Source organism: Bacillus cereus group sp. BfR-BA-01310, assembly GCF_022664325.1.
Lineage (GTDB): Bacteria > Bacillota > Bacilli > Bacillales > Bacillaceae_G > Bacillus_A > Bacillus_A paramycoides.
Genome location: NZ_JAKUHD010000010.1, coordinates 59,828 through 84,095 on the forward strand (window position 1 = coordinate 59,828; position 24,268 = coordinate 84,095).

Consider the following 24,268-nt stretch of genomic DNA (forward strand, 5'->3'; position numbering starts at 1 on the left):
AACACATATTAACTTCATTTAAATTAAAGTTAAAAGTTATTTTACTTTTGTAAATATACAGTCAATTTTACGTAACATCCAACATTACTTGTACTATCTTATACAACCACCTTTACTGTTTTTCCTAGCGACACGATGTCGTACACAGGGAAATCATTACAATCCATTACAATTATTAATATTCCAAATAATCCACTCCCCTATATAGAGGGGAAATATTGTTGTCAGTTTTCATTTTGTTTATAAGATAAGTTTCCTCTTCTTTACTTATGAACCTACAAACCATAGAGAAAAGGCATACCATTTTGGTATGCCTTTTCTTATGAAATCGGATAACGCACTGTAAGGCATAATTGCCCTTGGCTCGTTGCCGTCCCTGTTGTTACAATTTGAATTGTAGTAAAATACCTTACTGTAAACGAGCCGCTACTTTGTGGTTGTACAGCACATTTGTAATTGCAGTAGCAACTACAGTTCCTGACCATGGACTACACACTTTATCTTGTACAAAATTTTTATCTGGACAACAAGTTAACGCTGCTCCTGAGCATTCACAAGAAATTATGCACCTTTATCCCGCATTAACGGGCAGTAAGACTCCCACCTCAAAATTCGGAGAATGCGAGGAAGTTAGGTGGGAGATCAACTGCCCGTAAACGCCCGATTGGTTCAACTAATAATCAGTGGGGGATGAACAAAACCCCCACTGATTAAAGTTTCACTTTATCTTTAAATAGATTCCGTTTTGTCCCTCTTTTTCATATATTTATAGATTAAGATACTACCCACAATCACAAGAACAACTACTAGTATAGGTAACATGTACTCCCCTACAATAGCCCCTGCTTTTTCCCAATGCGGTCCTAATTTCATCCCTACATAAATATACAAGGCCGTTAACGGGAACATTGCTATAAATGTATATATGATAAATTGCCATATGTTCATTTTCGCCATACCACATGGAACAGAAATAAGTGTTCTGACCCCTGGAACGAAGCGTCCAACAAATGCTACAACCGGGCCATACTTCGCAAAGAAATCATCTGCTTTTTGAATTTGTTCTTCTTTAACAAAGAAGTATTTCCCATATTTCAGCAACAGAGGACGACCACCGTAATAACCGAGCGCGTATAAAGTTAATGGCCCTGTCGTTCCACCAAGTGTTCCGGCTAACACAGCTAGCCAAAAATTCATATCACCCTCGTACACCCAATACCCGACAAGCGGCAAAACAACCTCTGCTGGAATAAATTCAAAAGTTAAAGCTAACACAACTCCAAAATAAGAAAACTGCTTTAAATACTCAATTATATCTAAAATAATTTGCTCCACACGTTTAACTCCTATCCTATATTCACATTATGCTTTTCTTGCAAATGTACTGGTGCCATCTTTACGATTCGGTTCAAAATGAATAAAACAATTCCAATATCATCTAAAATACCAATAAACGGTAAGAAGTCTGGAATTAAATCGAGTGGCATAGCAACATACCCTACTAAAAAAACAATAGATAAGATTTTCTTCTTTATTGAAACCTCTTTTGAAGTGAAAAAGTCAAATAAAAATGGAACAAATCGGCGAACATGAAATACAACTCTTAATCTACTTATAAGTTTTTTCATTTTATTTCTCCTCTCTTTGTATACAAAAAGGACCCTACCAAATATGGTAAGGGTCCTAAAAAAGACAATAAGGGGCCTTTACCATTGCTGGTAAAGGTCTCACTAACAACGAAACGTTGCCAATAAAGCCGAGGGTTTCTCCCTGTAATGACGACTCTATTGTAATAAGTTACTCCCCTTTATATACACAATTTTATACAATCACATTAAAATATTTGGAGAGGCTTGTCAATATTTTTTTCATTTGCCATTAAGATTATTACATTATAAAAGACGCTATTCTATATTCTCTGTTGAAACAATTTGGAGCTTAAAACGGTCTGGATCATAGCAAGTTATTCTTACTTCTTCACCACAGCATTCTTCTGTAAATGATATATGATAAAATTCTAACTTTTTCTTTATTCGCTCGATATTTGTAGTTTTTAAAAATATTTCCTTAACTGATGATGTGACAGTCTCTCTATTCTCCCCAAAATTCCGATTTACAACAAAACAAATTCTCGTTGAATCAATATCATACCAAACACCTGTTACACGTAATTGTGGCCTCTCCTCGCTTGGTTTAAAACCTAGAATCCCTTCATAAAAATATAATGTTTCCTTTAAGTTTTTGGATTCTAATACAATACATGTTGTAATACTTTCCATCCGCACTCCCCCTGTCTCTATTAGTTTTCTATATGAGTCATAATTTACAATTATGTACGAATACAATACATAGTGATGAATATTTCATTTATAAAGGAGGAGTGTAACATGGATGAATTCATGAAATCCTACATACCTTTTCACAGCCCAAACGATCCTTGCCCTCCAATCGGAAAAAAATATTACTCAACTCCCCCCCACTTATACATGGGCTTTCAACCAACTAATTTACCCCAATTCCCACCAAAAGAGGCTTTAAGAAAAGGGACTCTATGGCCTGCATTTTATGATTTTTATGAAAACCCTCACAAAAAAGGACGGTGAGCAAAAACGTGACACAAACATTGCCTGATGAATATTACAAATGGATTGAAGAACTACAAGAACTTGATTTTGTATTAGTTGAACTTACCCTCTATTTAGATACGCATCCCGACGATACTACAGCTATAAATCAATTCAACGATTTCTCCTATAAACGAAGAGTATTAAAACAAAAAATTGAAGAGAAATTTGGTCCACTTCAGCAATTTGGAAATAGTTATTCTAACGCTCCATGGGAATGGAGCAAAGGACCTTGGCCATGGCAAATATAACGTAAAACTTTCATTAGTTTTGAATTCTTTAATCCAAATCATTATGAAGCCTACTATGCATTCCCAGCTATTTCTTCGCCTAGAAGAATGCTTATTACTGTCCATTAACACAAGATGAAGGAGAGAAAATATGTGGATTTATGAAAAGAAATTACAATATCCTGTTAAAGTGAGTACTTGTAATCCAGCTCTTGCAAAATTATTAGTTGAACAGTATGGTGGTGCGGACGGTGAACTAGCCGCTGCCCTTCGTTACTTAAATCAACGTTATACAATTCCCGACAAAGTCGTTGGCTTACTAACCGATATTGGTACAGAAGAGTTCGCACATCTAGAAATGATTGCTACAATGATTTATAAATTAACAAAAGATGCAACACCTGAACAAATGAAAGCTGCTGGATTAGACGCGCAATACGCTAATCACGATAGCGCTTTGTTTTATCATAATGCAGGTGGCGTTCCCTTTACCGCTACTTATATTCAAGCAAAAGGAGATCCTATTGCAGATTTATATGAGGATATTGCAGCTGAAGAAAAAGCACGAGCAACCTATCAATGGCTTATTGATTTATCCGACGATCCAGACATAAATGACAGCTTACGCTTTTTACGCGAACGAGAAATTGTTCATTCACAACGATTCCGAGAAGCAGTAGAAATTTTAAAAGAAGAGCGTGATCGAAAAATTTATTTTTAAAACACATATCCTAACGATATGTGTTTTTTTACGTTAAAAGTTAAATCCTTCCTAATTAACATATAAATAGTATATTTATTCAATTTAATGCATCATTTTTTAATATTTATAAAATTCCCTCTTGCTTTCTAGTCATCAGACCTTTAAAATAATAACAGTTACTCGACAAATTGTTTGAATTTTCGACAAAAGCACTCATTAGGAGGATTTTCTTTATATGCGTACAACTTTAAAACCAGCGCAAATACTTTCGATTAGTTTACTACTATTCGCAGTTTTCTTCGGTGCTGGTAATATGATTTTCCCGCCCCTTCTCGGCCTCTCTTCTGGAGAAAATATGTGGGTTTCCATTACAGGATTTATTATTACAGACGTCGGCTTATCTTTACTTGCTATCGTCGCAGTTGCCCTTGCCGGTGGTAGTTTTAACACTTTAGCAAGCCGTGTTCATCCAAAATTCGCAGCAGTATTCGCTATCATTATTTATCTTTCAATCGGCCCACTATTTGTTATTCCACGAACTGGATCTGTATCTTACGAAATTGGGATTGCACCACTTTTCCCTGATCAATGGTATTCTATGTTAGTCTTTAGTGCGATTTTCTTTACAGTCGTCTACTTCTTATCATTAAACCCATCCAAATTAGTAGATCATATCGGTAAAATATTAACGCCAATTTTACTTGGAATTATTGCAATTATGGCAACAAAAGCAATTCTTTCACCAGGATCATTCGCTGAGCCTATCGGTGACTATAAAGACATCCCATTTTTCAAAGGGTTTCTTGAAGGATTTTTAACTTTAGATGCAATCGGAGCTCTCGTATTATCAACAATTGTTGTAAATGCAATTCGTCAAAACGGTATACAAGAGAAAAAATCCATTGCGAAATATACAATTATTTGCGGAAGCATTGCTGCCCTTTTCTTAACAATTGTTTATTTCTTACTCGGTTATATCGGGGCTTCAAATGGAAACTTAGGACAATTCGAAAATGGCGGTCAGCTACTAGCAACAATTATGTATCAATTCTTTGGGACAAGCGGTAATGTTTTATTAAGTATCGCGATTATAGCTGCTTGTTTAACGACTGCAATCGGTGTTGTAAGTGCATTCGCCAACTATTTCACAACAGTACTAACAAATGTTTCATATAAGAAGCTTGTACTATACGTTTGTATCTTTAGCTTCGTTATTTCAAACTTAGGATTAAGTTTATTGATTAAAATTACATTACCTGTATTAATTATTTTATATCCAATTACAATCATTTTAATTTTCGTATCATTTATTGATAAATATACGAAACGTAAACCTTCTGTCTACATCGGGGCAATGATCGCAGCATTCATGATTAGCTGTATTCATGCACTTGATAATGTGGGAATGATACCAAGTTTTATCGCGAATATCGTACACACAATTCCTTTTTATAACTTAGGAATCGGCTGGATCGTTCCAGCAATAATCGGTGGTATAATCGGATACTTTATTCCGCAAACAGAAGCTGAAGGTGAAGTTTCTACAAAATAAAAAAAGAAGCAAGCATGAAATCCATGCTTGCTTCTTTTTTTATTTTCACATCGTATGTTTAAATGTAAATAACTCTTCTTTTGACTGCAAATTCGGTTGTTCCTCTTCTGCTACTTCCTTCTTTACCTCTCCACCTAATCGAACTTTCATCATTGCTTCTTCTATACTTTTTGCAATCATATTTCCTGAAAAGATGGTAAGCCCGAAAAATGTAATTGGAACGAGAGGAATCCACGGATGCACTGTTAAAGAGCGAAAATATACGCCGATTAATCCTGACCATTCATGTGTGTAGGAATCTAACTCTTTCTCCATCATTCCTCCAAATTCAACTGTTCCTCCAAAAAAGACTTCAAGTAACCCTAAGTGCAGTAAAACTGTAAGAGTCTGAGTAAACTGCTGAAGAAATACGAGTATAAACGTCATATAAAGATGCGGAAAAAGATGCTTTATAACAATATGCCTTCTCGATCCACCTAATATGCGCGCGGCATCAATAAATTCTTCCGTTTGTAATTTACGAACTTCCTTCGCAACATAAAGTGCAATAACTGGCAAAGCAAGCGCTACAAGTAATACAACTTGAAATGAAGCTCGCTCAAAAAAAGTTGATGTCTCCTCTCCACTTCCAAATTTATTAACAGATTGAAGGAAGAAATAAGCGATCATGACTATCGGAATAACTGTAAAACTGTCAAAAAAAGCTTCAATCTTCGAAAAACCCCTTTTTATGTATGTTCCGAGGAAAACACCGATAAATACACCTATTACCATTCTAAGCGCTGCAATTAAAACAGATATACCAATCGTCCACTTCGCTCCCTCAATTACTAAATTTAAAAGGTCATATCCTTTCCGATCTGTTCCGAGTAAAAATTGTGATGAAGGTGAAAATGGTGGTACTTCTGGATTGTCAGCCGCATCATATTGCAATGTTACTTGCCTAATATGTCCATCATTCCATATCGTATTTCCGATGCTCAAAAGAACTAATATGAGAAGAAATCCAATGCTTATCCAAAACCTTTTATCACGTTTTATATACGTCCACATATTATAATCTCTCCTTCATCGCAGCTGGAACGAGATAATGAAACAGTTTAAATAAAATAAAAATCGGAATATAAATAAGCAGCACACTAACAATGAACAACTCAATCTTCATATCCGGATATGATTTCACAAATATAAAAATACCTCTCGTATTAAAAATCCATTCTATAATATATAAATTTGATAACATAAACCAAATATTCGTTTTTGCAAAGAAAAGCGTACTAAGTAGCACATTTCGTAAAATATGACGATTTAAAATATGAAAGCGATCCAAACCCTTCGCCTGAGCAAAGAGTACGTAATCTTTTTCTAGCTCATTTTCAAAACGTAACACTAATAACTTTACGAACATAATCGTAGTCGGGATACTCAAACAAAATATCGGCAATCCTCTAATGGACTCGCCTCCAATTGCCGCAATTTGAAAAGGTAAAAAACCTGTCTGTTTAAAAAACCATATAACTAAAATTTGTGATCCTAAAATAAGAAGAATGTCTGGAATGGATTCTAGAAAGGTGAGAAACGATTTAATTCGATGTTGTATACGCGGTGAACTACTCATAATCATATAAACGATACAAAATGCTACCAATAATGAAATGCAAAATGCGGCCAAAAAAATAACCATTGTTTCTTTATAATGGACAAACAACTGAGGAAATAAAAATTTATCTCTTGCATATTGCATATTGGAAATATCCATTAATTTCGCAAATACTTCTTTTAGACTCTTTATGTACTCTGATACATTCAACTCAAATCCATAAAATAATTTTGGTAGCGCCCCCAAACAAATAATACCCAAAATTGAAATGATAAATTGAATCGTCATTTCCATCCCATTCAAAAAAACTTTTCTGACCATTTTCTCCCTTCTCTCTATATAATTTATCCTTTAATTTTATTCTTAATTTTCTGAATTGTAAATATTCACAATAAAAAATCGCTAGGTTATGATCCTAGCGATTCTTTATGCACATGTTTTTCTCTTTTTACAAACGGCATATACACAATAAAACATCCAATAAGCGCTGCAAGTTCTAATGAAATAATATAGTAAGGATGCGGCCCTAACATATCGAGTAATGAAGCAGTTTCTGGCTTATGAGCTAAAAACATATAATTACCACCCGTTTTGTAATTCACAAACGAAACGATAGGAATTAATACGTTTAAAAATATCATCGTCCGTTTAATAGACTGCAAAGTAGGACGATATCCTTCCACCCAAGTCATAAAGAGCGGTGCCCAAATGAGCAATATATGTGCGATAAAAAATTCAATGAAACGAAAATGTGGAAAAGCATATTGCAGGTTTGGCGTTAAGATGGCTTGTGATGCACCAATAATCCCTATAAAAAACACAATCTCATATATTCGATAACTTTTCGTTACAATCATAATCGATGCTAACAACAAACTAATCGTACATAACTCAAATGGTAATGAAGTGCCCAGCTCAAAAACACCTGCTTTCCATTCCCACATATGAAGTCCAATTTCACTTCCTATAAATAGAAATGCAATCGCATATCGAACCGTTATATTCCACTCATTTTGACGTAATAAATCTTGGTATTGATATAGAAAAAATATCCCCACCAACATAATACATAATATAATGGCATGTTGCCTTGAGTATGGAATAAATGGTTTTAATGGCTGCGCACTAAAATAAGCTTCCATCTTCCTTCCTCCTCTCCTTCATACAATATTATTGTAAGAAAGAAACAAAGAGTCAATTCATCTACTTAAAATAGTACAACCTCTACCTTACATCTACATATTCATACCTTACAAAACTGTAAGGTTATTGTAAGCTAAAACGATTTGTCAGATTCTCTACCTCTTCTATACTTAATGTAGATACTAAAACGAACGAAAAGGTGATAAATAGATGAAGAAGAAAAATAAAGTGTTAATTACTAGTGTAGTAGCAATCGGAATTGCAGCTGGATCATATTTCGCATTTGCTGGCGGTGGATCTGAAGTAGCAATGGCATATGGCGGTTATAAAGTTACGGAAAAACAAATTGAAAACGCACAAAAATTTGGCGGCGAAGTTATCCCTAATGGTATTGAAACAATCTCATTCGATCCAACAAAAGGTACGTATGAATTAGCTGTTAAAAAAGGTGATGAAGTAAAAAAAGGACAGCTTCTTTTTAAATATAATGATCCAGTTTCCAAACAAGGCGTAACGGAAGCAGAAATGCAAAAGAAAATTGCACAAAAAGAAGTAACATTACATCAAAAACAAATTGATTTAGCAAAACAAAAATTACAAAAAGATAAAAATGCCGGTCTTCCTCAGGAAGCATTAAAAGCATCGGAAATCGAAGTTCAACAATTAGAATCACAACTTGAAATGAAAAAGTTTGAAGTAGAAAAAGCTGATGAAATGATTAAAGCAGCAAAAGAGAAATTAAGCACTCTTTCTGTAACGAGCCCTGCTGATGGCGTAATTGATGATATCGTTAAAACTGCTGATGAAAAAACAGGCATGAGTGGAATTACACTTCGTCACGATGGTCCATTTAAAGTAAAAGGTCAACTTTCTGAATATGAGCTTGCTAGTGTAAAAGTTGGGCAGGAAGTAACTGTTTCTTCAAAAACTGTTGCTGGTAAGACTTGGACAGGAAAAGTAACAGAAATCAGCTCTACGCCATTAAAGAGCATGGATGACAATAAAACAGTTTCTAATTATCAATTCACTGTCACATTAGATAATAGTGAAGGATTACAAAACGGATTCCACGTATACGTAACGAGTAAATCAGGCGAAGCAACTGGTACGATTGTTCCGAAAAGCAGTATTGTGAAAAAAGGCGACAAAAATGTTGTCTTCGTTGTAAAAGATGGAAAAGCGAAAGAACAAGCTGTTACGGTTGAATTCGAAACGGATAGCGAAGCAAAGGTTGCTGGAGTGAAAAAAGGAGAACAAATTATCTCTAAACCTGAAAAAGACTTAAAAGATGGTATGGAGGTTGTCGTTGAATGATTAACTTAAAAGGCATCACGAAGTCCTTCCAAAATGGTGCAGAGTCAGTTCAAATATTACACGGAATTGACGTAACACTGAACCAAGGAGAATTCACTTCTATAATGGGACCATCTGGTTCTGGTAAATCAACGTTAATGAATATTATCGGTTGCTTAGATAAACCAACGACCGGTACATATGAATTAGCTGGGCAAAATATTTCAAACATGTCTGAAACAGAACTTGCACGCGTTCGTAATAAAGAGATCGGTTTCGTATTCCAAAACTTCATGTTACTACCGAGACTTACAGCACTTCAAAATGTTGAATTACCTCTTATTTACGCTGGAGTTGATAAAAAAGAAAGACGCGAGCGCTCATTAGCTGCTTTAACAAAAGTAGGTTTAGCTGATCGCGCTACCCACTTGCCGAACGAATTATCAGGTGGTCAAAAGCAGCGTGTCGCTGTTGCACGCGCAATCGTAAATAACCCGAAATTTATCTTAGCCGATGAACCGACGGGAGCACTTGATACGAAAACAAGTACACAAATTATGGACCTCTTTTACGAATTAAACAAACAAGGCTCAACAATCATTATGATTACCCATGACCGTGAAATCGGGGAAGCTGCAGCCCGCCAAATTGTAATTCGTGACGGAAATATCGTCCAAGATTGGAGAGGTTAATTTTGAACACGAGTGAAAATATACGCATGGCCCTTTCCTCTATCTTTGCTCATAAAATGCGTTCTATATTAACGATGTTAGGTATTATTATCGGTATTAGCGCCATTATTACTATCATTTCAATGGGTGATGGTACAAACGCAAAGTTTAAAAAAGAGTTAGGCCAAGGAAAAGATAATGAAGTAACGATTTACTACAACAACCCTGATTACGGAACAGATAGTGCCAAAATCACAGCTGATATGTTAAAGCGTCTTCAAACTGTGCCAGGCGTTAAAGATGTTTATCCAGATGTGAGTATGAAAGTAAAAGCATCTTCTGGTTCAAAGGATGTCTCTCTTGATTTAAAAGGTGGCACAGGCGCCTTTATGACAGATTCAAAGATAAAATTAATTCACGGCCGTGAATTAAACGACAGCGAATTAAACCAAGCAATTCCCGCTGTTATATTAAATGAAGAAGCTTTCAACAAATTATTTAACGGTTGGGAATCAAATTTATACACTGATATAAAAGGAAAGCCGTATAAAATAGTCGGTATATACGAAACGAAAAACGAATTCGGAATGGCTATGCCTGAAGGTTATACATCACTTGAAAACGCTCCTGTCATTTCAGGAGTAAATGAGTATGACTCTGTAAAATTAACAATGACCTCTCCAACAGAACGTAAAAGTGTAGAAAAACAAGCCGTTTCTGTTTTAAACGAAATGAAAGCTCCTAAATTTGAGCATAAATTCGAAGCACAGGACTTAGGTGAATTTACGAAGCAATTAGATGAATCAATCGGTATGATGAAAATGGTATTCGGTGGTATTGCTGCTATCTCCTTACTTGTTGGTGGTATCGGTGTAATGAACATCATGCTTGTATCCGTAACAGAACGTACACGTGAGATTGGTATTCGTAAAGCACTTGGTGCAACACGTGGTAAAGTATTAACACAATTCCTAATCGAATCTTGTATTTTAACGGGACTCGGTGGATTCATCGGATTCATGCTCGGTATTTTCTTCGCTTGGATCGTCTCAATCTTTGCCGGATGGCCACTCGTTGTCTCAAAAGAACTTGGACTTCTTGCAGTAGGAATCTCAATGCTAATCGGTATTGCATTCGGTTTACTACCAGCTAACAAAGCTGCAAAACTTGATCCAATTGAATGTTTACGATACGAGTAAATAAAAAACGTAGGAGTTTACACTCCTACGTTTTTTATTTTGTTGAAGACAAATACAATTTTATCCGCATTTACGGGCAGTAAGAACCTCTAACTTCTATTATATAAATCTACAGCGATTCACGAGCCAATTAATAACGATATCGTCCCTTCAAATCATGTTTCTTCTATTATATATGTTTTATGTTACGAATATCTTTTTATCATTTAAACTTTCACTTCTTACTAAAGCCATCATGCAATCATCTTATTGCAAAAATAATATGTAACAGAACAAATTCAAGGCGTAATTTTTTCCATACCACAATTTATTTTGTAACAATTATATCTCTATTTCATTAAAATTTACCCTATATATATGACTTTACACACAAAAAGATTATACTTTCATAACTACATTACGATTCAAACAGTTAAACGCCTCTCTTTTGTAATGTCACAGAAACTACTATGTAACATTATTGACACATTGTTAATCCATTGGTAATTAAAAAAGTATTGATTTTATGAATCATATGTTCTAATCCCCCGAAAAACGCAAAGAAAACGCTATCAGGATATTCCTGGAATTATTACAGAATATTAACGCCTCGTTACGAATGCTTTGTAGTTTTGTGTTTTCCGCAAATAAGAAAATAATGGTTGCTATAATGAGGTCAACGAAAACAAATGCAATGGAGGCTATTATGAAAAAATTTATGGGTATAGCAACAGCAGCGGTTTTTGGTCTTGGGATTTTCACAACATCTGCTAAAGCAGAAACTATCGTAACAACTGATGTATTGAATGTACGAGAAAACCCAACTACTGAATCAAAAGTTGTCGGAAAATTATTAGATGGATATAAAGTAAATGTTCTACATACAGAAAATGGATGGTCAAAAGTTAAATTAAATAACGGTAAAGAAGCTTTCGTAAGCGCTGACTATACGAAAGACACTTACTACGTAACAGCAAACGTATTAAACGTACGTGCTGGAGCAAATACAGATTCAGAGATTCTTGGTAAGTTGAAAAAAGATGATGTAATCGAAACAACACACCAAGTACAAGATGATTGGATCCAATTTGAATATAACGGCAAAACAGCTTATGTACATGTTCCTTACTTAACTGGTACAGCGCCAGTTAAAGTTCAGCCAGCAGTTAAGGCTGAAAAAGTAACTAAAGTTCAAGATACAGCTAAAGTTCGTGAAGCAGTTAAAGCTCAAGAGGCAGCTGAGGCTCAAGCAACAGCTAAAGCTCAAGAAGCGGCTAAAGCTCGTGAAGCAGTTAAAGCTCAAGAGGCAGCTGAGGCTCAAGCAACAGCTAAAGCTCAAGAAGCGGCTAAAGCTCGTGAAGCAACTAAAGCTCAAGAGGCAGCTGAAGCTCAAGCAGCAGCTAAAGCTCAAGAAGCGGCTAAAGCTCGTGAAGCAGCTAAAGCTCAAGAAGAAGCTGAAGCTCAAGCAGCAGCTAAAGCTAAAGAGGCAGCTAAAGCTCGTGAAGCAGCTGAAGCTCAGGCAGCAGCTAAAGCTCGTGAAGCGGCTAAGGCTCGTGAAGAAGCTGAAGCTCAAGAGGCAACTAAAGCTAAAGCTCAAAAACCAGCTACACAACAACCTGTTGCAAAAGAAACTGAAACAAGTGCACCATCTTCTTCTCGTGAGTTCACAGTCGTAGCAACAGCTTATACAGCAGATCCACTTGAAAATGGTTACAAAGCAGGCGACCAAGTAAAATCATCTATGGGTCATAATTTAACAGCAAACCCAAATATGAAACTAATTGCGGTTGATCCAAGCGTGATTCCATTAGGTTCAAAAGTATGGGTTGAAGGTTACGGAGTAGCAATCGCTGGTGATACTGGTGGAGCTATTAAAGGAAATAAAATTGACGTTTTAATGCCAGATAAAGGTTCATCAAGTAACTGGGGACGCCAAACAGTTAAAGTGAAAATTTTAAACTAATTACTATATAAAAGAGTCAGTCTCAACGTTGAGGCTGACTCTTTTTTTATGATTCTTATATTCTTTCCTTCTACTTCTCTCCCGTCCAAGTTAAAATCTATCCCTTTGAATTCTATATACGATAGACTACTATTTCAACAGAAAAAAGAGGATGCCATAGCATCCCCTCCTACCTTCTTTATTCCACATTAATTTATTTCTTTAGTGTAAATCCAAACTTATCCCAAGCTTGTAAATAATCTAATAAGAAAATTTCTTCCTCTACAACTCGGCCAACTACATTTGTTTTCCCCGTATTCACCATATCTTTTAAGGCAAGTTGTAATTCACCTTTATATTGACCGTATTGTTCATTATCAATTAAAAGATCCCCCCGCTTAATCTCGCGCGTATTATGCGGTTTGAATTCCTCTTTTTTATATTTCACACGACTTTGAGTAGAACGAATCATATATTCAGATACATCCCCGCGATAAAAATGAGGTTCGTCTAGCACGATAATTCTTTCTAACTCTGTTGTCGTTTCATAAATTTCTATATCAAAAGTTTGCTTATCTTTATTTAATTCACCAAGTGCCTCTAGTTCTTTTTCTGATGCATAAGCATTCGCAATAATAACATCATCAATTAATTCTGTCGCAAACAAATGCTTCGCCTGTGTTGTCATCGGCAATTCACGATGCTGCTCTAACGTACATAACCCTTCTGTTACTGGCCAAGGCCCATATGTTGCATCAAATGATGAAATAAATGCAGCCGTTCTCATGCCGTAATCTTTAAATTGCTTCGAGCATTTAATGAAATGATCGTATGATAACCCTGAATAACGGTGTGGATAAAAGTTATGACAGCCAATTAAATTTTCACGATTTGGTCTATAACTCATAATGTTATCTACATACTTTGTGCCATTGCTCATATTAATCTCAATTTTTAAGCCGTACGGATTGTACGTCATAATCGATTCTTCTAAACCAGAGAAACCAACATCTAAACGAATACCGTAAGCACCTAGTTCATGGAAAAACGATAAATCATTATAAGAAATATCTAGTTGCTCAAAAACAGACGGACTGATATCAACCAATACTTGGAACCCTAATGCATTCGCATGAGAAATCGTTTCTTTAAACTCTTCTACAATTTTCTCTTTTTCGCCATCTACAGATAGTAAACATGTGAATACACGTGTAAATCCGTATTTACTTGCTAATGTTAAATACTCCTTATCTTTCTCTACTGTCGAATGTTCTGGATAAATAGAAATACCTAATCGTCTCATATGTACACGCCTCTTTCTTCATCATATTGTAAACCTTTTCAAATATATGTAGTGAAAAAGTATGTATCCCCTTCTCGTTCACCACTTTTTGAATCCGCTTTCTGAAAAGAAAAAAATTTCTATCATTCATAACAAATACTAGTCTATACATCTATACTTTACATCTTTTTTTCATAGTTGTGTAGCCTTTACACAAATTTGTCAGTTTTTCTGCCTTAAAAATTGTTATGCGTTTTCAATGCACCTTCCTTGACTGTAACATTGACCAATACATATACTCGAAAGAACAGAGAAAACTTTTATATAGGGGATGAATATATGGGAGAGGCAGTACTCGTAAAACGAGAACCGTTATGGACGAAAGAGTTTATTGCGTTAATTCTAGCAAACTTATGTATGTTTTTAGGATTTCAAATGTTAATTCCAACTTTACCTGTTTATGTGAAAGAAATTGGCGGCACAAGTTCAAATATCGGATTTGTTGTCGGCATGTTTACCGTTGCGGCACTATTTGTTAGACCCCTAACTGGAAATGCCTTGCAAAAATTCAATAAAAAAATCATTTTAATGATTGGTACTGCCATTTGTTTATTAGCTATGGGTAGCTACCTTTTCGCTTCAACCGTCTTCCTCCTGCTTGCCGTTCGCATTTTACATGGGGCTGGGTTCGGCATTACAACGACTACATACGGAACTGTCGTTTCAGATTTAATTCCGCAAGCTCGCCGCGGAGAAGGCATGGGATATTTCGGTCTTTCTGGCACTATTGCAATGGCACTCGGTCCACTTATCGGACTTTGGCTTATGCAAACATATAACTTCACGATTCTTTTTTTATGTGCACTCTCATGTACAATTGTTTCATTAATATTAACGAAACTACTTCAAATCAAAAAAACGCCGCAACCACCACAGCAAACATCTGGTACCTTTCTGGATGGATTTATTGAGCGTAAAGCTTTACTTCCTTCATTATTAATATTATGTATTACGTTAATGTACGGAGGAATTGGGAGCTTCATCACATTATTTGCTACGGAAGTTGGCATTGCTGACATTAGTCTCTTCTTTTTATTTAACGCACTTGCAATCGCTGTAACTCGTCCATTTTCCGGAAAATTATATGATGCGAAAGGTCATACATTCGTCATTATTCCAGGAGTTATTATAACGTTTACAGGTATTATATTACTGTCGTATACAACTACAATTCCGAGCTTAATTATTGCGGCAGCGTGCTATGGAAGTGGTTTCGGAGCAATTCAACCAGCACTACAAGCATGGATGATTGATCGAGTAGCACCACATCGACGAGGAGTAGCAACAGCAACATTTTTCTCAGCATTTGACCTTGGAATTGGTGCTGGAGCGATTATATTTGGATTCATTGCACACTTTACCAACTATGCAACTGTATATCGTTATTCCTCCCTATTACTTATCGCTTTCCTTTTCATTTACATCACAAACTTACGGAAACAAAAACAGAAGGATAAAACTAATGAAAAAGCTGCTGGATAATTCGGCAGCTTTTTTAATTTAAAACATCATTGATTGTCCTACATATTTTTTTAACTTTCATCAAAAAATATGTAGAACAATGAAATTTTAATCGATAGTTTTCCTCACCTATTTTTACTACCTATAAATAGTGTGATAAATGTGACTTCTTAATAAAATTATCATGTATTGAATATGAAAACCAATTAAATCCAGGTGTTTCTTTAAAGATTTGTAAACTTTTCACCCCTTTGTAAATTTAGTGTAAATTTTACAGGTGAACCGTTTACAGTGCCTCAAGGTTTAGTTAATAATTACATCGTACATGAAATTTAAGGAGTGGAATGCGTGGAATACAATATTCAAGATATGATCTTCCAGTTCATTGGTGGATTAGGTATTTTCTTATTCGGGATTAAATACATGGGCGATGGACTGCAACAAGCAGCTGGAGATCGTCTTCGCGATATTCTAGATCGCTTTACAACAAACCCACTTATGGGTGTACTAGCAGGTATGTTAGTTACTGTATTAATCCAATCAAGTTCAGGAACAACTGCTTTAACAGTCGGACTTGTAAGTGCCGGATTTATGACATTAAGACAAGCAATCGGTGTTATTATGGGTGCAAACATCGGTACGACAGTTACTGCATTTATTATCGGGATTAAAATCGGAGAATACGCGCTCCCAATTATGGCAGTTGGAGCTATCTTATTATTCTTCTTTAAAAATAAAAAAGTACATTCTGTAGGTCAAGTTGTATTCGGTTTTGGTATGTTATTCTTCGGTTTAGAATTAATGAGCACAGGTATGAAGCCTCTTCGCTCTTTAGAGTCATTCCAAGAATTAATGGTTAGCATGAGTGACAATCCAATTTTAGGTATTGTTGTCGGTACAGTCTTCACTTTAATTGTACAAAGTTCAAGTGCAACAATCGGTATTTTACAAGAACTATTCGGTCAAGGCGCTATCGATTTACAAGCTGCTCTTCCTGTATTATTCGGTGATAACATCGGTACAACAATTACAGCGGTATTAGCAGCAATCGGTACTTCGATTGCAGCAAGACGTGCAGCATTAGTTCACGTTATCTTTAATATCGTCGGTACGATTATCTTTACGATTTTATTAGTACCATTTACAAGTTTAATTCAATACTTCCAAACGTCATTAAACTTAAATCCAGAAATGACAATTGCATTTGCACACGGAACGTTTAATGTAACAAATACTATTATTCAATTCCCGTTCATTGCTGTATTAGCATGGATTGTAACAAAAATTATTCGTGGCGAAGATTCTGCTATTAATTTCAAACCGCAACATTTAAATCCAATTTTCATTGAGCAATCTCCTGCTATCGCATTAACAGAAGCTCAAAAAGAAGTTATCCGTATGGCAGAGTTTTCATTACATGGATTAAAAGAAGCAAACCAATTTTTAAATACACAAGACAAAAAACACGCTAACATGGCTACTCAATTAGAAGGAGCTATTAACAATTTAGATAAAAAAATTACCGAGTATTTAGTTTTACTATCAGAAAAACCACTTTCATCTACAGACTCTGAAAAACATTCAGTTCTAGCAGGTGTTGTTGGAGATATTGAACGTGTCGGTGATCATGTAGAAAACCTTGTAGAACTTGTAGATTTCCAAATTTCAAACCGTGTTTCACTATCAGATGAAGCACTAGCTGAACTAAATGAAATGCTTGAGTTAACAATTTCAACATTACAAGACGCAGTTGAAGCTTTAACAAACTTTGACACTGAACTAGCTCAAACTGTTATTGCAAAGGAACGTAAAATTGACCAAATGGAACGTGTTCTTCGTAAACGTCACGTATTACGTCTAAACGAACGTAGCTGTTCAGGTGATGCAAGCATCATTTTTGTTGATATGGTAAGTAACTTAGAGCGTATCGGTGATCACGCTGTAAATATTGCTGATGGTGTTTTAGGCGAACAAGGTAAGATGGGATTAAAACAATCATTATAATAGGAAAAGAGACGCTCTAATTAGCGTCTCTTTTTTTCATTTCATATTTACAACTGTTCTTCCTTTTAACTTTCCTTGCAGTATAAGTGCAAATTTCTCATCTAATTTTTCTAATGTACATTCTTCTGTATAAGGTACTAACTTTGAATTTTTCCACTCAGTCGCTAATAATGCCCACACTTCTCTTCTCACATCTACCGGACAGTGAACTGAATCTATTCCTAAAATGCTGATCCCCCGTAATATGAATGGGTATACAGTTGTATTTAACTCATGCCCTGCTACATTACCACACGTCGTTACACAACCTCCATACTTAACTACCTTTAAAGAACTTTCTAACATGTTCCCACCAGCTGTATCGATAACACCTGCGTATACACCCTTCAACATCGGTTTCCCAGACTTATCATGCAATTCTTCACGATGAATAGCTTTTTTCGCTCCTAGACGTAGTAGCATCTGCTCCTCTTCCATTTTCCCAGTTGCCCCTACTACGTTATATCCTAGCATCGCTAAAATGCTAACTGCTACACTACCTACTCCGCCAGTAGCACCAGTTACTAAAACATCTCCCATATTAGGCGTAATTCCCGCTCTAATAAGCTTATATACCGATAAAGCAGCTGTAAAACCTGCTGTCCCATACATCATACTTTCCTTCAAAGATATTCCTTCTGGTAAAGGAACGACCCAAGATGATGGCACGCGAATATATTCTCCGAAACCACCAGAAGTATTCATACCTAAATCATATCCGGTTACAATAACTTGATCTCCTTCCTTAAAGGAGGCGGTTCTACTACTAACAACTTCTCCTGCCGCATCGATACCAGGTGTATGAGGGTATGTTCTAGTTACACCTTTATTACCATTAGCTGAAAGGGCATCCTTATAATTTAATGAAGAATAATGAACACGTATTAATACGTCTCCTTCAGGTAAACTATTTACTTCTCTCTCAACAAAGGTTCTTTCAAATTGATTATTTTCCTTTTCTTTCACGACCATTGCTCGGAATGATGTATGATTCATTATGCTCTCTCCTTCATCCGTAAAATTCTTCTTTATTATATAGAAAATATAAGGACGACTACTCATTTCTTCTTGGCTATATTTCAACAAATCTTACTTCTCTATCACTTTCTCACAATACATATTTTCATTTCTACTAAAACAGCTTATACTTATTCTTCATCCTATAAATAAAATATAGAAAATCTGACTTTTTATAAATAAATTGAATTTTTACGAAATGTAAATGATTTGTAATGTTTTTTTTCGCTAAATTTCATTATAATAAGTGGATATGAGTGTCGTATTTCAATCCAAATGAAGGAGTACAAGAAATGGAGCAAAACCCATCTTTGCAAGAAAATACACGAAACAACCCGAATAAGAGTAGGAAAAAAACAAAAATTATTATAAGCGTTATTCTATTATTTTTAATAGTAGGTGGCAGTTATACTTGGTTTTTAGTCAATAAAGCATCTTCTGCTGTTCGAAACGCCGCTCACGATTTAGCGCGCGGTGATAAATCTGATTTACGTGATAAAGCTGTAAAACCTATTACAAATAACGTCTCTGTCTTAATAATGGGTGTTGATGAAAGCGATGTCCGTGGGAAAGAATATGGTGAAGCTATAAGAACGGATGCACTGTTACTTGCAACGTTTAATAAAGATAGCAAAACTGTTAAACTATTAAGTATTCCACGTGACACATATACTTATATTCCAGTAGAAAAGAAAAAAGATAAAATTACACACGCTCATGCATTCGGTTCTACTAAAAATGGAAAAGATGGTGGACCACAAGCAAGCATTGATGCAGTTGAAAATTTAATGAATGTTCCTGTCGATTACTTTGTAAAATTTAACTTTAAATCATTTATAAAAATCGTCGATGACTTAGGCGGTATTGAAGTTGATGTACCAGTTGAATTCACTGAACAAGATAGCAATGATAATGCTGAGGCCATTCACCTGAAAAAAGGTGTTCAAAAGTTAAATGGCGAAGAGGCTCTTGCTCTGGCTAGAACACGACACATTGATAGTGATGCGATGCGTGGACAACGTCAGCAACTCGTTATTGAAGCCATTTTAAAGAAACTAACAAGCGTTGGGTCCGTAACAAAAGTTGGTAACATCATTGATGATATTAACGGCCAATTCGTTACAAACTTAACATTCGACGATATGCTTTCATTCTATAAATATGGATCAGATTCTACTATTGAAAAATTACAAATTCAAGGTGAAGACTGTTACATGGCAAAAGGTGATGACACATGTAGTCAATCTCCTGGTGGTGGTCGAACGTACTACTACAATCCAGATAAAAAAGACTTAGCTAATCTTACAAACGAACTTCGTAGTCACCTTGGGCTACCTGCATATACAAAATCTGACTCTGATTCGAAAAAAACAAGCTCAGAGAAAACAAAAGAATCTACATCCGATTCGAAAAAAACAAGCTCAGAGAAAACGAAAGAATCTACATCCGATTCGAAAAAAACAAACTCAGAGAGAACGAAAGAAACTGACTCTGAGGATACAAACAAACATGAATCAAGTAACAACAAGCATAATGATAATAGCAGTGAAGATACAGAAACATCGTCTAATGACAATGAATAAAAAGAAACCGTACTCTATGGAGGTAGAGTGCGGTTTCTTTTTTAAGATAAAAAATCAGAACTTTCTAACTATCTTTTTTAATATTTTTAAATTATAATAAATAGTAGTAATCTATTCCAATTATCAGGGGGCTCATACATATGAAAGCTGCAGTAAAACATAACATTTCAGATTTTAAAGACTACTTAAAATCCAACGATATATACATGGAAGAAAATATAGATGAAAATGATGGTTCTGTTCATTTTTCAGTAGGATTAGAGACAGAAGCTGGCGCAAAAATTCAACTTATCGCTGCTTTCCAAAACGAACATCCTACTGTGGATATATACTGCTTCAATGTTGCTCATGTACCTGATGCAACATCAACAAATGATATTTTACACGTCATCAATGAATTGAACACATCTTATCGATTTGCAAAATTCACACTAAACAAGCAAAATGCAATTGATATTTCAGCATCTCTTGCATTCTCAGAACCAAACTTTAATCCAGCACTTGTCTTTGAACATACGAGAATGCTATATAAACTGGCGAATGATGAATATAAGAATTTAATGAAAGTTATTTGGGCATAAAGTGAAACTATAATCAGTGGGGGTTTTGTTCATCCCCCACTGATTATCAGCCCTCACCAATCGGGCGTTTACGGACAGTTGATCTCCCACCTAACTTCTTTGCTCCAGCCGAATTTTAAGGTGGGAATTTTACTGCCCGTTAATGCGGGATAAATAAAAAGATGGTGCTACAAGCAGCACCATCTTTTTATTTCGATATCATATCAATCCACATCTTTATCGCAGTTCCTACAATTAAAGTAGACAATACGTATTGTAAAACTTTTTGATTCACTCTCTTCCCTACTCTCACTCCAAGCGGAGCGGCAAATAAACTTGCTACCGCAACGATAAGCGCTGGGATAACAACTACTTGTCCCGTAATCACTTTCCCAGTAGTAATCCCTACCGAGGAAATAAAAGTAATAGCAATAGATGTTGCTATTGTCGTACGTATCGGTAGTTTTAAAACAACTAACATAATCGGAACTAAAAGAAACGCACCACCAGCCCCAATAATGCCGGAAACACTGCCTACAATAAACGCTAACATACTAGCTAGCCATTTATTATACATAGTTCCTTCTGAATCCTCACAGTTGTTTCGCTTCGGTATAAACATCATAATAGCCGCGATAGTAGCTAATATTGTATAAACAACATTTACAGTATGCTCATTTAATAGATTCGCGCTAAAGCTACCTACAAAGCTTCCTATTAATATACTAGCTCCCATATACACAACTAACGTTTTATCCATATCGTTACTCTTCCGATATGCCCACGCACCTGCAAAAGTTGCAAAAAACACTTGAACCGCTGTAATACCGCTCACTTCATGTGATGTATAGCCAGCAAATCCTAGTAATACCGGAATGTATAAGATCATCGGATAATTAATAATTGCCCCGCCAATCCCAACCATTCCTGATATAAACGATCCTATAAACCCAATAATAAAAAGCAGTACTGTTAAACTCATATGTTATCCCCCGTCTTCTAAAAAGAAGGTGATTTAAATAAATAAATTCACATTCCCATCCGAAGCATCTGCTAAATATGCACCTACTCCTGCAAACTCTACCCCTTCCATAATCTCTTCCTCTTTTAACCCTAATAAATCTACTGTCATTTGACAAGCTACAAGCTTAACCCCTTGCTCTTTCGCCATATCAATTAAGTCTGGCAAAGGCATCACATTATGCTTCTTCATAATTCCTTTAATCATTTTTGGCCCCATACCAGCAAAATTCATTTTTGATAATCCCATCTTATCCACACCGCGCGGCATCATTTTTCCAAACACTTTCTCTATAAAAGTTTTCTTTACTTCCACATGCTCATCTTTCCTAAGGGCATTTAAGCCCCAGAAAGTATGAAAAATAGTCACCTCTTGATCGTACGCCGCTGCACCATTTGCGATAATATAAGCTGCCATCGCTTTATCATAATCTCCACTAAATAAAACAATTGTTGTTTTCTTCTGTTGCTCCATGTTGTTCCTCCTCCAAATTACCTATAGGGGTATTTAAGCCCCTATAAAAAATCGTTTATTTTCGCCCTATTCTACTTTACCTTCCCAAGCTAACATACCACCTACCATATTGATCGCTCGAAAACCGTAGCTCTCTAAAAATTGAACTGCTCTTGCACTTCTCCCGCCAGAACGACAAACGATAATATATTCCTGATTTTTATTTAACTCATGCATACGAAATTCTAATAGTCCTAGTGGAATATTACATGCTTCTGGAATTTTCCCTTCAGCTACTTCTTCTACTTCACGTACATCTACGATATTTACTGCTTCTTTACGTAACAATTTTTCTTCTAATTCTTTTGCAGTCATTTCTTTCATTTTTTCAACTCCTTTTTAATTACACGCATTCATACCACCTGAAACATTTGTAATATGCTGAAATCCTAATTTCTTTAACATTTTCGCTGCTTGTTTACTTCTCATTCCACTTTGACAAAGAACAATAACTTCTTTACTTTTATCTAACTGTTTCGCTTTATTAGCCAGTTCATTTAATGGGATATTCCGAAACCCTTTAATATTATTTCCTCTATATTCACCAGGTGTACGTACATCAATAAATTGTTTATTATTTTGCCCCATCATACGCTTCAATTCTTTTCCTGAAATATTTTTCACTCCTCTAGCTGGTAAGAAACGAGAAATGATAAACCAAGTTACAAGTATAATTAAGATTATATTCAATATTGTCTTTCCATCCATATAATGATAGCCTCTTTCTGTTATATTTTTTTATCCCGCATTAACGGGCAGTAAGACACCCACCTCAAAATTCGGCTAGAGCAAAGAAGTTAGGTGGGAGATCAACTGCCCGTAAACGCCCGATTGGTGAGGGCTGATAATCAGTAGGGGATGAACAAAACCCCCACTGATTAAAGTTTCACTTTATTCGTCGCTACACTATAACTTTGAATACAAAACCCCTTCTTGTTTAAAAACCGAACACTTAAATTTCGATCTACTTTATTATGAACAATAAGATGTATCGGTTTATTTGGTATTTCATAATAGTACCGCCTTAAATACGCATACGGTATACACATAACTTTAAACGTATGATTACCGTGACTCTCTGTATAGTCACGCACATCTATAACAATAACATCCTCACTTTGTCTTACTTGCTCTATTGAAATATGTGCAACATGTAAAACAGGAACGTAACGTTTTAATATATTTCCTATTATCAATACTATTATGGGTATAACCATATAAAACATATATGACGATCCTCTTCACTTCTAATAATGAGCAGAGAATACCCTCCACTTATCATTGAAATATTATACTTTCTTGATCCAAAACTTTAATTCGCCTGCTTCTTCCGTATGTTTTAACACTTCATGACCACCTGTTTTTGACCATGCTGGAATATCTTTAATTGCACCTTTATCTGTTAAGTGTACTTCTAACACTTCTCCTGATTGTAATGCTTCCATTGCCTTCTTTGTTTTTACAATTGGCATTGGACATGCTAATCCTTTTACGTCTAATACTTCTTTCACATTCATCTTACATACCTCCGCTTTTTTTATAATTAAGCCTTCTTAATCCAGAACTTTAATTCGCCTTTTTCTTCTGTATGCTTTAACACTTCATGACCACCTGTTTTTGACCATGCTGGGATATCTTTAATCGCACCTTTATCTGTTAAGTGTACTTCTAGCACTTCTCCTGATTGTAATGCTTTCATTGCCTTCTTTGTTTTTACAATTGGCATTGGACATGCTAATCCTTTTACGTCTAATACTTCTTTCACATTCATCTTACATACCTCCACTTTTCA

Annotated in this window: 27 protein-coding genes and 2 pseudogenes; 13 read left to right on the top strand and 16 right to left on the bottom strand. The window is 35.5% G+C overall.

The window, feature by feature from the left end:
* Positions 1 to 102 precede the first annotated feature (102 nt).
* Positions 103 to 246 (top strand): annotated as a pseudogene (locus MR109_RS19110) (S-Ena type endospore appendage); the annotation flags it as partial.
* A gap of 74 nt (positions 247 to 320) precedes the next feature.
* Here the strand turns inward: MR109_RS19110 and MR109_RS19115 are convergent.
* From MR109_RS19115 to MR109_RS19130, 4 genes and pseudogenes are all read right to left on the bottom strand, one after another.
* Positions 321 to 562: pseudogene (locus MR109_RS19115) on the bottom strand (S-Ena type endospore appendage).
* A 167-nt stretch (positions 563 to 729) separates the two neighbouring features.
* Positions 730 to 1,335 (bottom strand): DedA family protein, encoded by a 606-nt coding sequence (locus tag MR109_RS19120; protein ID WP_048373594.1) that lies wholly within the window; start codon positions 1,333 to 1,335, stop codon positions 730 to 732.
* An 11-nt stretch (positions 1,336 to 1,346) separates the two neighbouring features.
* Positions 1,347 to 1,628 (bottom strand): YkvA family protein, encoded by a 282-nt coding sequence (locus MR109_RS19125; protein WP_048373596.1) that lies wholly within the window; start codon positions 1,626 to 1,628, stop codon positions 1,347 to 1,349.
* Positions 1,629 to 1,904: 276 nt separating this feature from the next.
* On the bottom strand, positions 1,905 to 2,279 hold the full coding sequence (locus tag MR109_RS19130; protein WP_242273543.1) for a VOC family protein: 375 nt from the start codon (positions 2,277 to 2,279) through the stop codon (positions 1,905 to 1,907).
* A gap of 108 nt (positions 2,280 to 2,387) precedes the next feature.
* Between MR109_RS19130 and MR109_RS19135 the strand changes: the two genes are divergently transcribed.
* The 4 genes from MR109_RS19135 to brnQ2 all read left to right on the top strand — a co-directional run bounded on the left by MR109_RS19135 (position 2,388) and on the right by brnQ2 (position 5,109).
* Positions 2,388 to 2,603: a spore coat associated protein CotJA gene (locus tag MR109_RS19135; RefSeq protein WP_242273544.1), complete on the top strand. Its 216-nt coding sequence runs from the start codon at positions 2,388 to 2,390 to the stop codon at positions 2,601 to 2,603.
* Between the two features lie 8 nt (positions 2,604 to 2,611).
* On the top strand, positions 2,612 to 2,875 hold the full coding sequence (locus MR109_RS19140) for a spore coat protein CotJB (protein ID WP_048373601.1): 264 nt from the start codon (positions 2,612 to 2,614) through the stop codon (positions 2,873 to 2,875).
* Between the two features lie 130 nt (positions 2,876 to 3,005).
* A complete protein-coding gene (cotJC, locus tag MR109_RS19145) occupies positions 3,006 to 3,575 on the top strand; it encodes a spore coat protein CotJC (protein WP_002170510.1) in 570 nt (189 codons plus the stop codon).
* 217 nt (positions 3,576 to 3,792) lie between these two features.
* Entirely contained in the window at positions 3,793 to 5,109 is a 1,317-nt protein-coding gene (gene brnQ2, locus MR109_RS19150; protein WP_025150250.1) for a branched-chain amino acid transport system II carrier protein BrnQ2, read from the top strand.
* Positions 5,110 to 5,154: 45 nt separating this feature from the next.
* Here brnQ2 and MR109_RS19155 read toward each other — a convergent pair whose 3' ends face one another.
* The 3 genes from MR109_RS19155 to MR109_RS19165 form a co-directional block, all read right to left on the bottom strand.
* Positions 5,155 to 6,162 (bottom strand): ABC transporter permease, encoded by a 1,008-nt coding sequence (locus tag MR109_RS19155; RefSeq protein WP_098307405.1) that lies wholly within the window; start codon positions 6,160 to 6,162, stop codon positions 5,155 to 5,157.
* Between the two features lies 1 nt (position 6,163).
* Complete coding sequence (locus MR109_RS19160; protein ID WP_242273545.1) at positions 6,164 to 7,030, bottom strand: ABC transporter permease subunit; 867 nt, start codon at positions 7,028 to 7,030, stop codon at positions 6,164 to 6,166.
* Positions 7,031 to 7,116: 86 nt separating this feature from the next.
* Entirely contained in the window at positions 7,117 to 7,851 is a 735-nt protein-coding gene (locus tag MR109_RS19165; protein WP_242273546.1) for a YwaF family protein, read from the bottom strand.
* A gap of 211 nt (positions 7,852 to 8,062) precedes the next feature.
* Between MR109_RS19165 and MR109_RS19170 the strand changes: the two genes are divergently transcribed.
* The 4 genes from MR109_RS19170 to entC all read left to right on the top strand — a co-directional run bounded on the left by MR109_RS19170 (position 8,063) and on the right by entC (position 12,957).
* On the top strand, positions 8,063 to 9,166 hold the full coding sequence (locus MR109_RS19170) for an efflux RND transporter periplasmic adaptor subunit (protein ID WP_098307410.1): 1,104 nt from the start codon (positions 8,063 to 8,065) through the stop codon (positions 9,164 to 9,166).
* Complete coding sequence (locus MR109_RS19175) at positions 9,163 to 9,837, top strand: ABC transporter ATP-binding protein (protein ID WP_000609103.1); 675 nt, start codon at positions 9,163 to 9,165, stop codon at positions 9,835 to 9,837. Before MR109_RS19170 ends, MR109_RS19175 begins: the two co-directional genes overlap by 4 nt.
* A 2-nt stretch (positions 9,838 to 9,839) precedes the next feature.
* Entirely contained in the window at positions 9,840 to 11,015 is a 1,176-nt protein-coding gene (locus MR109_RS19180) for an ABC transporter permease (RefSeq protein WP_242273547.1), read from the top strand.
* Positions 11,016 to 11,577: 562 nt separating this feature from the next.
* Positions 11,578 to 12,957: a cell wall-binding protein EntC gene (entC, locus tag MR109_RS19185; RefSeq protein ID WP_277931055.1), complete on the top strand. Its 1,380-nt coding sequence runs from the start codon at positions 11,578 to 11,580 to the stop codon at positions 12,955 to 12,957.
* A gap of 193 nt (positions 12,958 to 13,150) precedes the next feature.
* On the opposite strand, the gene MR109_RS19190 is transcribed toward entC, so the two are convergent.
* Positions 13,151 to 14,239: a DUF871 domain-containing protein gene (locus MR109_RS19190; RefSeq protein ID WP_242273548.1), complete on the bottom strand. Its 1,089-nt coding sequence runs from the start codon at positions 14,237 to 14,239 to the stop codon at positions 13,151 to 13,153.
* A gap of 318 nt (positions 14,240 to 14,557) precedes the next feature.
* Between MR109_RS19190 and MR109_RS19195 the strand changes: the two genes are divergently transcribed.
* Together MR109_RS19195 and MR109_RS19200 are read left to right on the top strand one after the other, a co-directional pair.
* Complete coding sequence (locus MR109_RS19195) at positions 14,558 to 15,760, top strand: MFS transporter (protein WP_025150244.1); 1,203 nt, start codon at positions 14,558 to 14,560, stop codon at positions 15,758 to 15,760.
* A 327-nt stretch (positions 15,761 to 16,087) separates the two neighbouring features.
* The gene (locus tag MR109_RS19200; RefSeq protein WP_242273549.1) at positions 16,088 to 17,743 is read left to right on the top strand and encodes a Na/Pi cotransporter family protein; all 1,656 of its coding nucleotides are present in this window, start codon (positions 16,088 to 16,090) and stop codon (positions 17,741 to 17,743) included.
* Positions 17,744 to 17,779: 36 nt separating this feature from the next.
* Here MR109_RS19200 and MR109_RS19205 read toward each other — a convergent pair whose 3' ends face one another.
* On the bottom strand, positions 17,780 to 18,865 hold the full coding sequence (locus MR109_RS19205; RefSeq protein WP_242273550.1) for a YhdH/YhfP family quinone oxidoreductase: 1,086 nt from the start codon (positions 18,863 to 18,865) through the stop codon (positions 17,780 to 17,782).
* A gap of 227 nt (positions 18,866 to 19,092) precedes the next feature.
* Between MR109_RS19205 and MR109_RS19210 the strand changes: the two genes are divergently transcribed.
* Complete coding sequence (locus MR109_RS19210; protein ID WP_048373716.1) at positions 19,093 to 20,382, top strand: LCP family protein; 1,290 nt, start codon at positions 19,093 to 19,095, stop codon at positions 20,380 to 20,382.
* A 140-nt stretch (positions 20,383 to 20,522) separates the two neighbouring features.
* Positions 20,523 to 20,963 carry a hypothetical protein gene (locus MR109_RS19215; protein WP_000642361.1) on the top strand — a complete coding sequence of 147 codons (441 nt, stop codon included), beginning with the start codon at positions 20,523 to 20,525 and terminating at the stop codon, positions 20,961 to 20,963.
* A gap of 187 nt (positions 20,964 to 21,150) precedes the next feature.
* Here the strand turns inward: MR109_RS19215 and MR109_RS19220 are convergent, their stop codons facing one another.
* From MR109_RS19220 to MR109_RS19250, 7 genes are all read right to left on the bottom strand, one after another.
* Positions 21,151 to 21,924, bottom strand: a complete 774-nt coding sequence (locus MR109_RS19220) for a sulfite exporter TauE/SafE family protein (RefSeq protein WP_048373620.1) — start codon at positions 21,922 to 21,924, stop codon at positions 21,151 to 21,153.
* Between the two features lie 33 nt (positions 21,925 to 21,957).
* A complete protein-coding gene (locus MR109_RS19225; protein ID WP_071717795.1) occupies positions 21,958 to 22,437 on the bottom strand; it encodes a DsrE/DsrF/DrsH-like family protein in 480 nt (159 codons plus the stop codon).
* Between the two features lie 66 nt (positions 22,438 to 22,503).
* Positions 22,504 to 22,800 carry a rhodanese-like domain-containing protein gene (locus tag MR109_RS19230; protein WP_002170491.1) on the bottom strand — a complete coding sequence of 99 codons (297 nt, stop codon included), beginning with the start codon at positions 22,798 to 22,800 and terminating at the stop codon, positions 22,504 to 22,506.
* Positions 22,801 to 22,815: 15 nt separating this feature from the next.
* Positions 22,816 to 23,184: a rhodanese-like domain-containing protein gene (locus tag MR109_RS19235; RefSeq protein ID WP_048373624.1), complete on the bottom strand. Its 369-nt coding sequence runs from the start codon at positions 23,182 to 23,184 to the stop codon at positions 22,816 to 22,818.
* Between the two features lie 170 nt (positions 23,185 to 23,354).
* On the bottom strand, positions 23,355 to 23,702 hold the full coding sequence (locus MR109_RS19240) for a hypothetical protein (RefSeq protein WP_048373626.1): 348 nt from the start codon (positions 23,700 to 23,702) through the stop codon (positions 23,355 to 23,357).
* 63 nt (positions 23,703 to 23,765) lie between these two features.
* The gene (locus MR109_RS19245) at positions 23,766 to 23,993 is read right to left on the bottom strand and encodes a sulfurtransferase TusA family protein (protein WP_242273551.1); all 228 of its coding nucleotides are present in this window, start codon (positions 23,991 to 23,993) and stop codon (positions 23,766 to 23,768) included.
* Positions 23,994 to 24,019: 26 nt separating this feature from the next.
* On the bottom strand, positions 24,020 to 24,247 hold the full coding sequence (locus tag MR109_RS19250; RefSeq protein WP_242273552.1) for a sulfurtransferase TusA family protein: 228 nt from the start codon (positions 24,245 to 24,247) through the stop codon (positions 24,020 to 24,022).
* Positions 24,248 to 24,268 lie beyond the last annotated feature (21 nt).

What these genes read in the sequence shown, in the direction of transcription:
- MR109_RS19125 (WP_048373596.1), bottom strand. Translation starts at nt 1,628, where the DNA reads ATGAAAAAACTTATAAGTAGATTAAGAGTTGTATTTCATGTTCGCCGA.
- MR109_RS19130 (WP_242273543.1), bottom strand. Translation starts at nt 2,279, where the DNA reads ATGGAAAGTATTACAACATGTATTGTATTAGAATCCAAAAACTTAAAG.
- MR109_RS19135 (WP_242273544.1), top strand. Translation starts at nt 2,388, where the DNA reads ATGGATGAATTCATGAAATCCTACATACCTTTTCACAGCCCAAACGAT.
- cotJC (WP_002170510.1), top strand. Translation starts at nt 3,006, where the DNA reads ATGTGGATTTATGAAAAGAAATTACAATATCCTGTTAAAGTGAGTACT.
- brnQ2 (WP_025150250.1), top strand. Translation starts at nt 3,793, where the DNA reads ATGCGTACAACTTTAAAACCAGCGCAAATACTTTCGATTAGTTTACTA.
- MR109_RS19155 (WP_098307405.1), bottom strand. Translation starts at nt 6,162, where the DNA reads ATGTGGACGTATATAAAACGTGATAAAAGGTTTTGGATAAGCATTGGA.
- MR109_RS19160 (WP_242273545.1), bottom strand. Translation starts at nt 7,030, where the DNA reads ATGGTCAGAAAAGTTTTTTTGAATGGGATGGAAATGACGATTCAATTT.
- MR109_RS19165 (WP_242273546.1), bottom strand. Translation starts at nt 7,851, where the DNA reads ATGGAAGCTTATTTTAGTGCGCAGCCATTAAAACCATTTATTCCATAC.
- MR109_RS19170 (WP_098307410.1), top strand. Translation starts at nt 8,063, where the DNA reads ATGAAGAAGAAAAATAAAGTGTTAATTACTAGTGTAGTAGCAATCGGA.
- MR109_RS19175 (WP_000609103.1), top strand. Translation starts at nt 9,163, where the DNA reads ATGATTAACTTAAAAGGCATCACGAAGTCCTTCCAAAATGGTGCAGAG.
- MR109_RS19190 (WP_242273548.1), bottom strand. Translation starts at nt 14,239, where the DNA reads ATGAGACGATTAGGTATTTCTATTTATCCAGAACATTCGACAGTAGAG.
- MR109_RS19195 (WP_025150244.1), top strand. Translation starts at nt 14,558, where the DNA reads ATGGGAGAGGCAGTACTCGTAAAACGAGAACCGTTATGGACGAAAGAG.
- MR109_RS19210 (WP_048373716.1), top strand. Translation starts at nt 19,093, where the DNA reads ATGGAGCAAAACCCATCTTTGCAAGAAAATACACGAAACAACCCGAAT.
- MR109_RS19215 (WP_000642361.1), top strand. Translation starts at nt 20,523, where the DNA reads ATGAAAGCTGCAGTAAAACATAACATTTCAGATTTTAAAGACTACTTA.
- MR109_RS19220 (WP_048373620.1), bottom strand. Translation starts at nt 21,924, where the DNA reads ATGAGTTTAACAGTACTGCTTTTTATTATTGGGTTTATAGGATCGTTT.
- MR109_RS19225 (WP_071717795.1), bottom strand. Translation starts at nt 22,437, where the DNA reads ATGGAGCAACAGAAGAAAACAACAATTGTTTTATTTAGTGGAGATTAT.
- MR109_RS19230 (WP_002170491.1), bottom strand. Translation starts at nt 22,800, where the DNA reads ATGAAAGAAATGACTGCAAAAGAATTAGAAGAAAAATTGTTACGTAAA.
- MR109_RS19235 (WP_048373624.1), bottom strand. Translation starts at nt 23,184, where the DNA reads ATGGATGGAAAGACAATATTGAATATAATCTTAATTATACTTGTAACT.
- MR109_RS19240 (WP_048373626.1), bottom strand. Translation starts at nt 23,702, where the DNA reads ATGTTTTATATGGTTATACCCATAATAGTATTGATAATAGGAAATATA.
- MR109_RS19245 (WP_242273551.1), bottom strand. Translation starts at nt 23,993, where the DNA reads ATGAATGTGAAAGAAGTATTAGACGTAAAAGGATTAGCATGTCCAATG.
- MR109_RS19250 (WP_242273552.1), bottom strand. Translation starts at nt 24,247, where the DNA reads ATGAATGTGAAAGAAGTATTAGACGTAAAAGGATTAGCATGTCCAATG.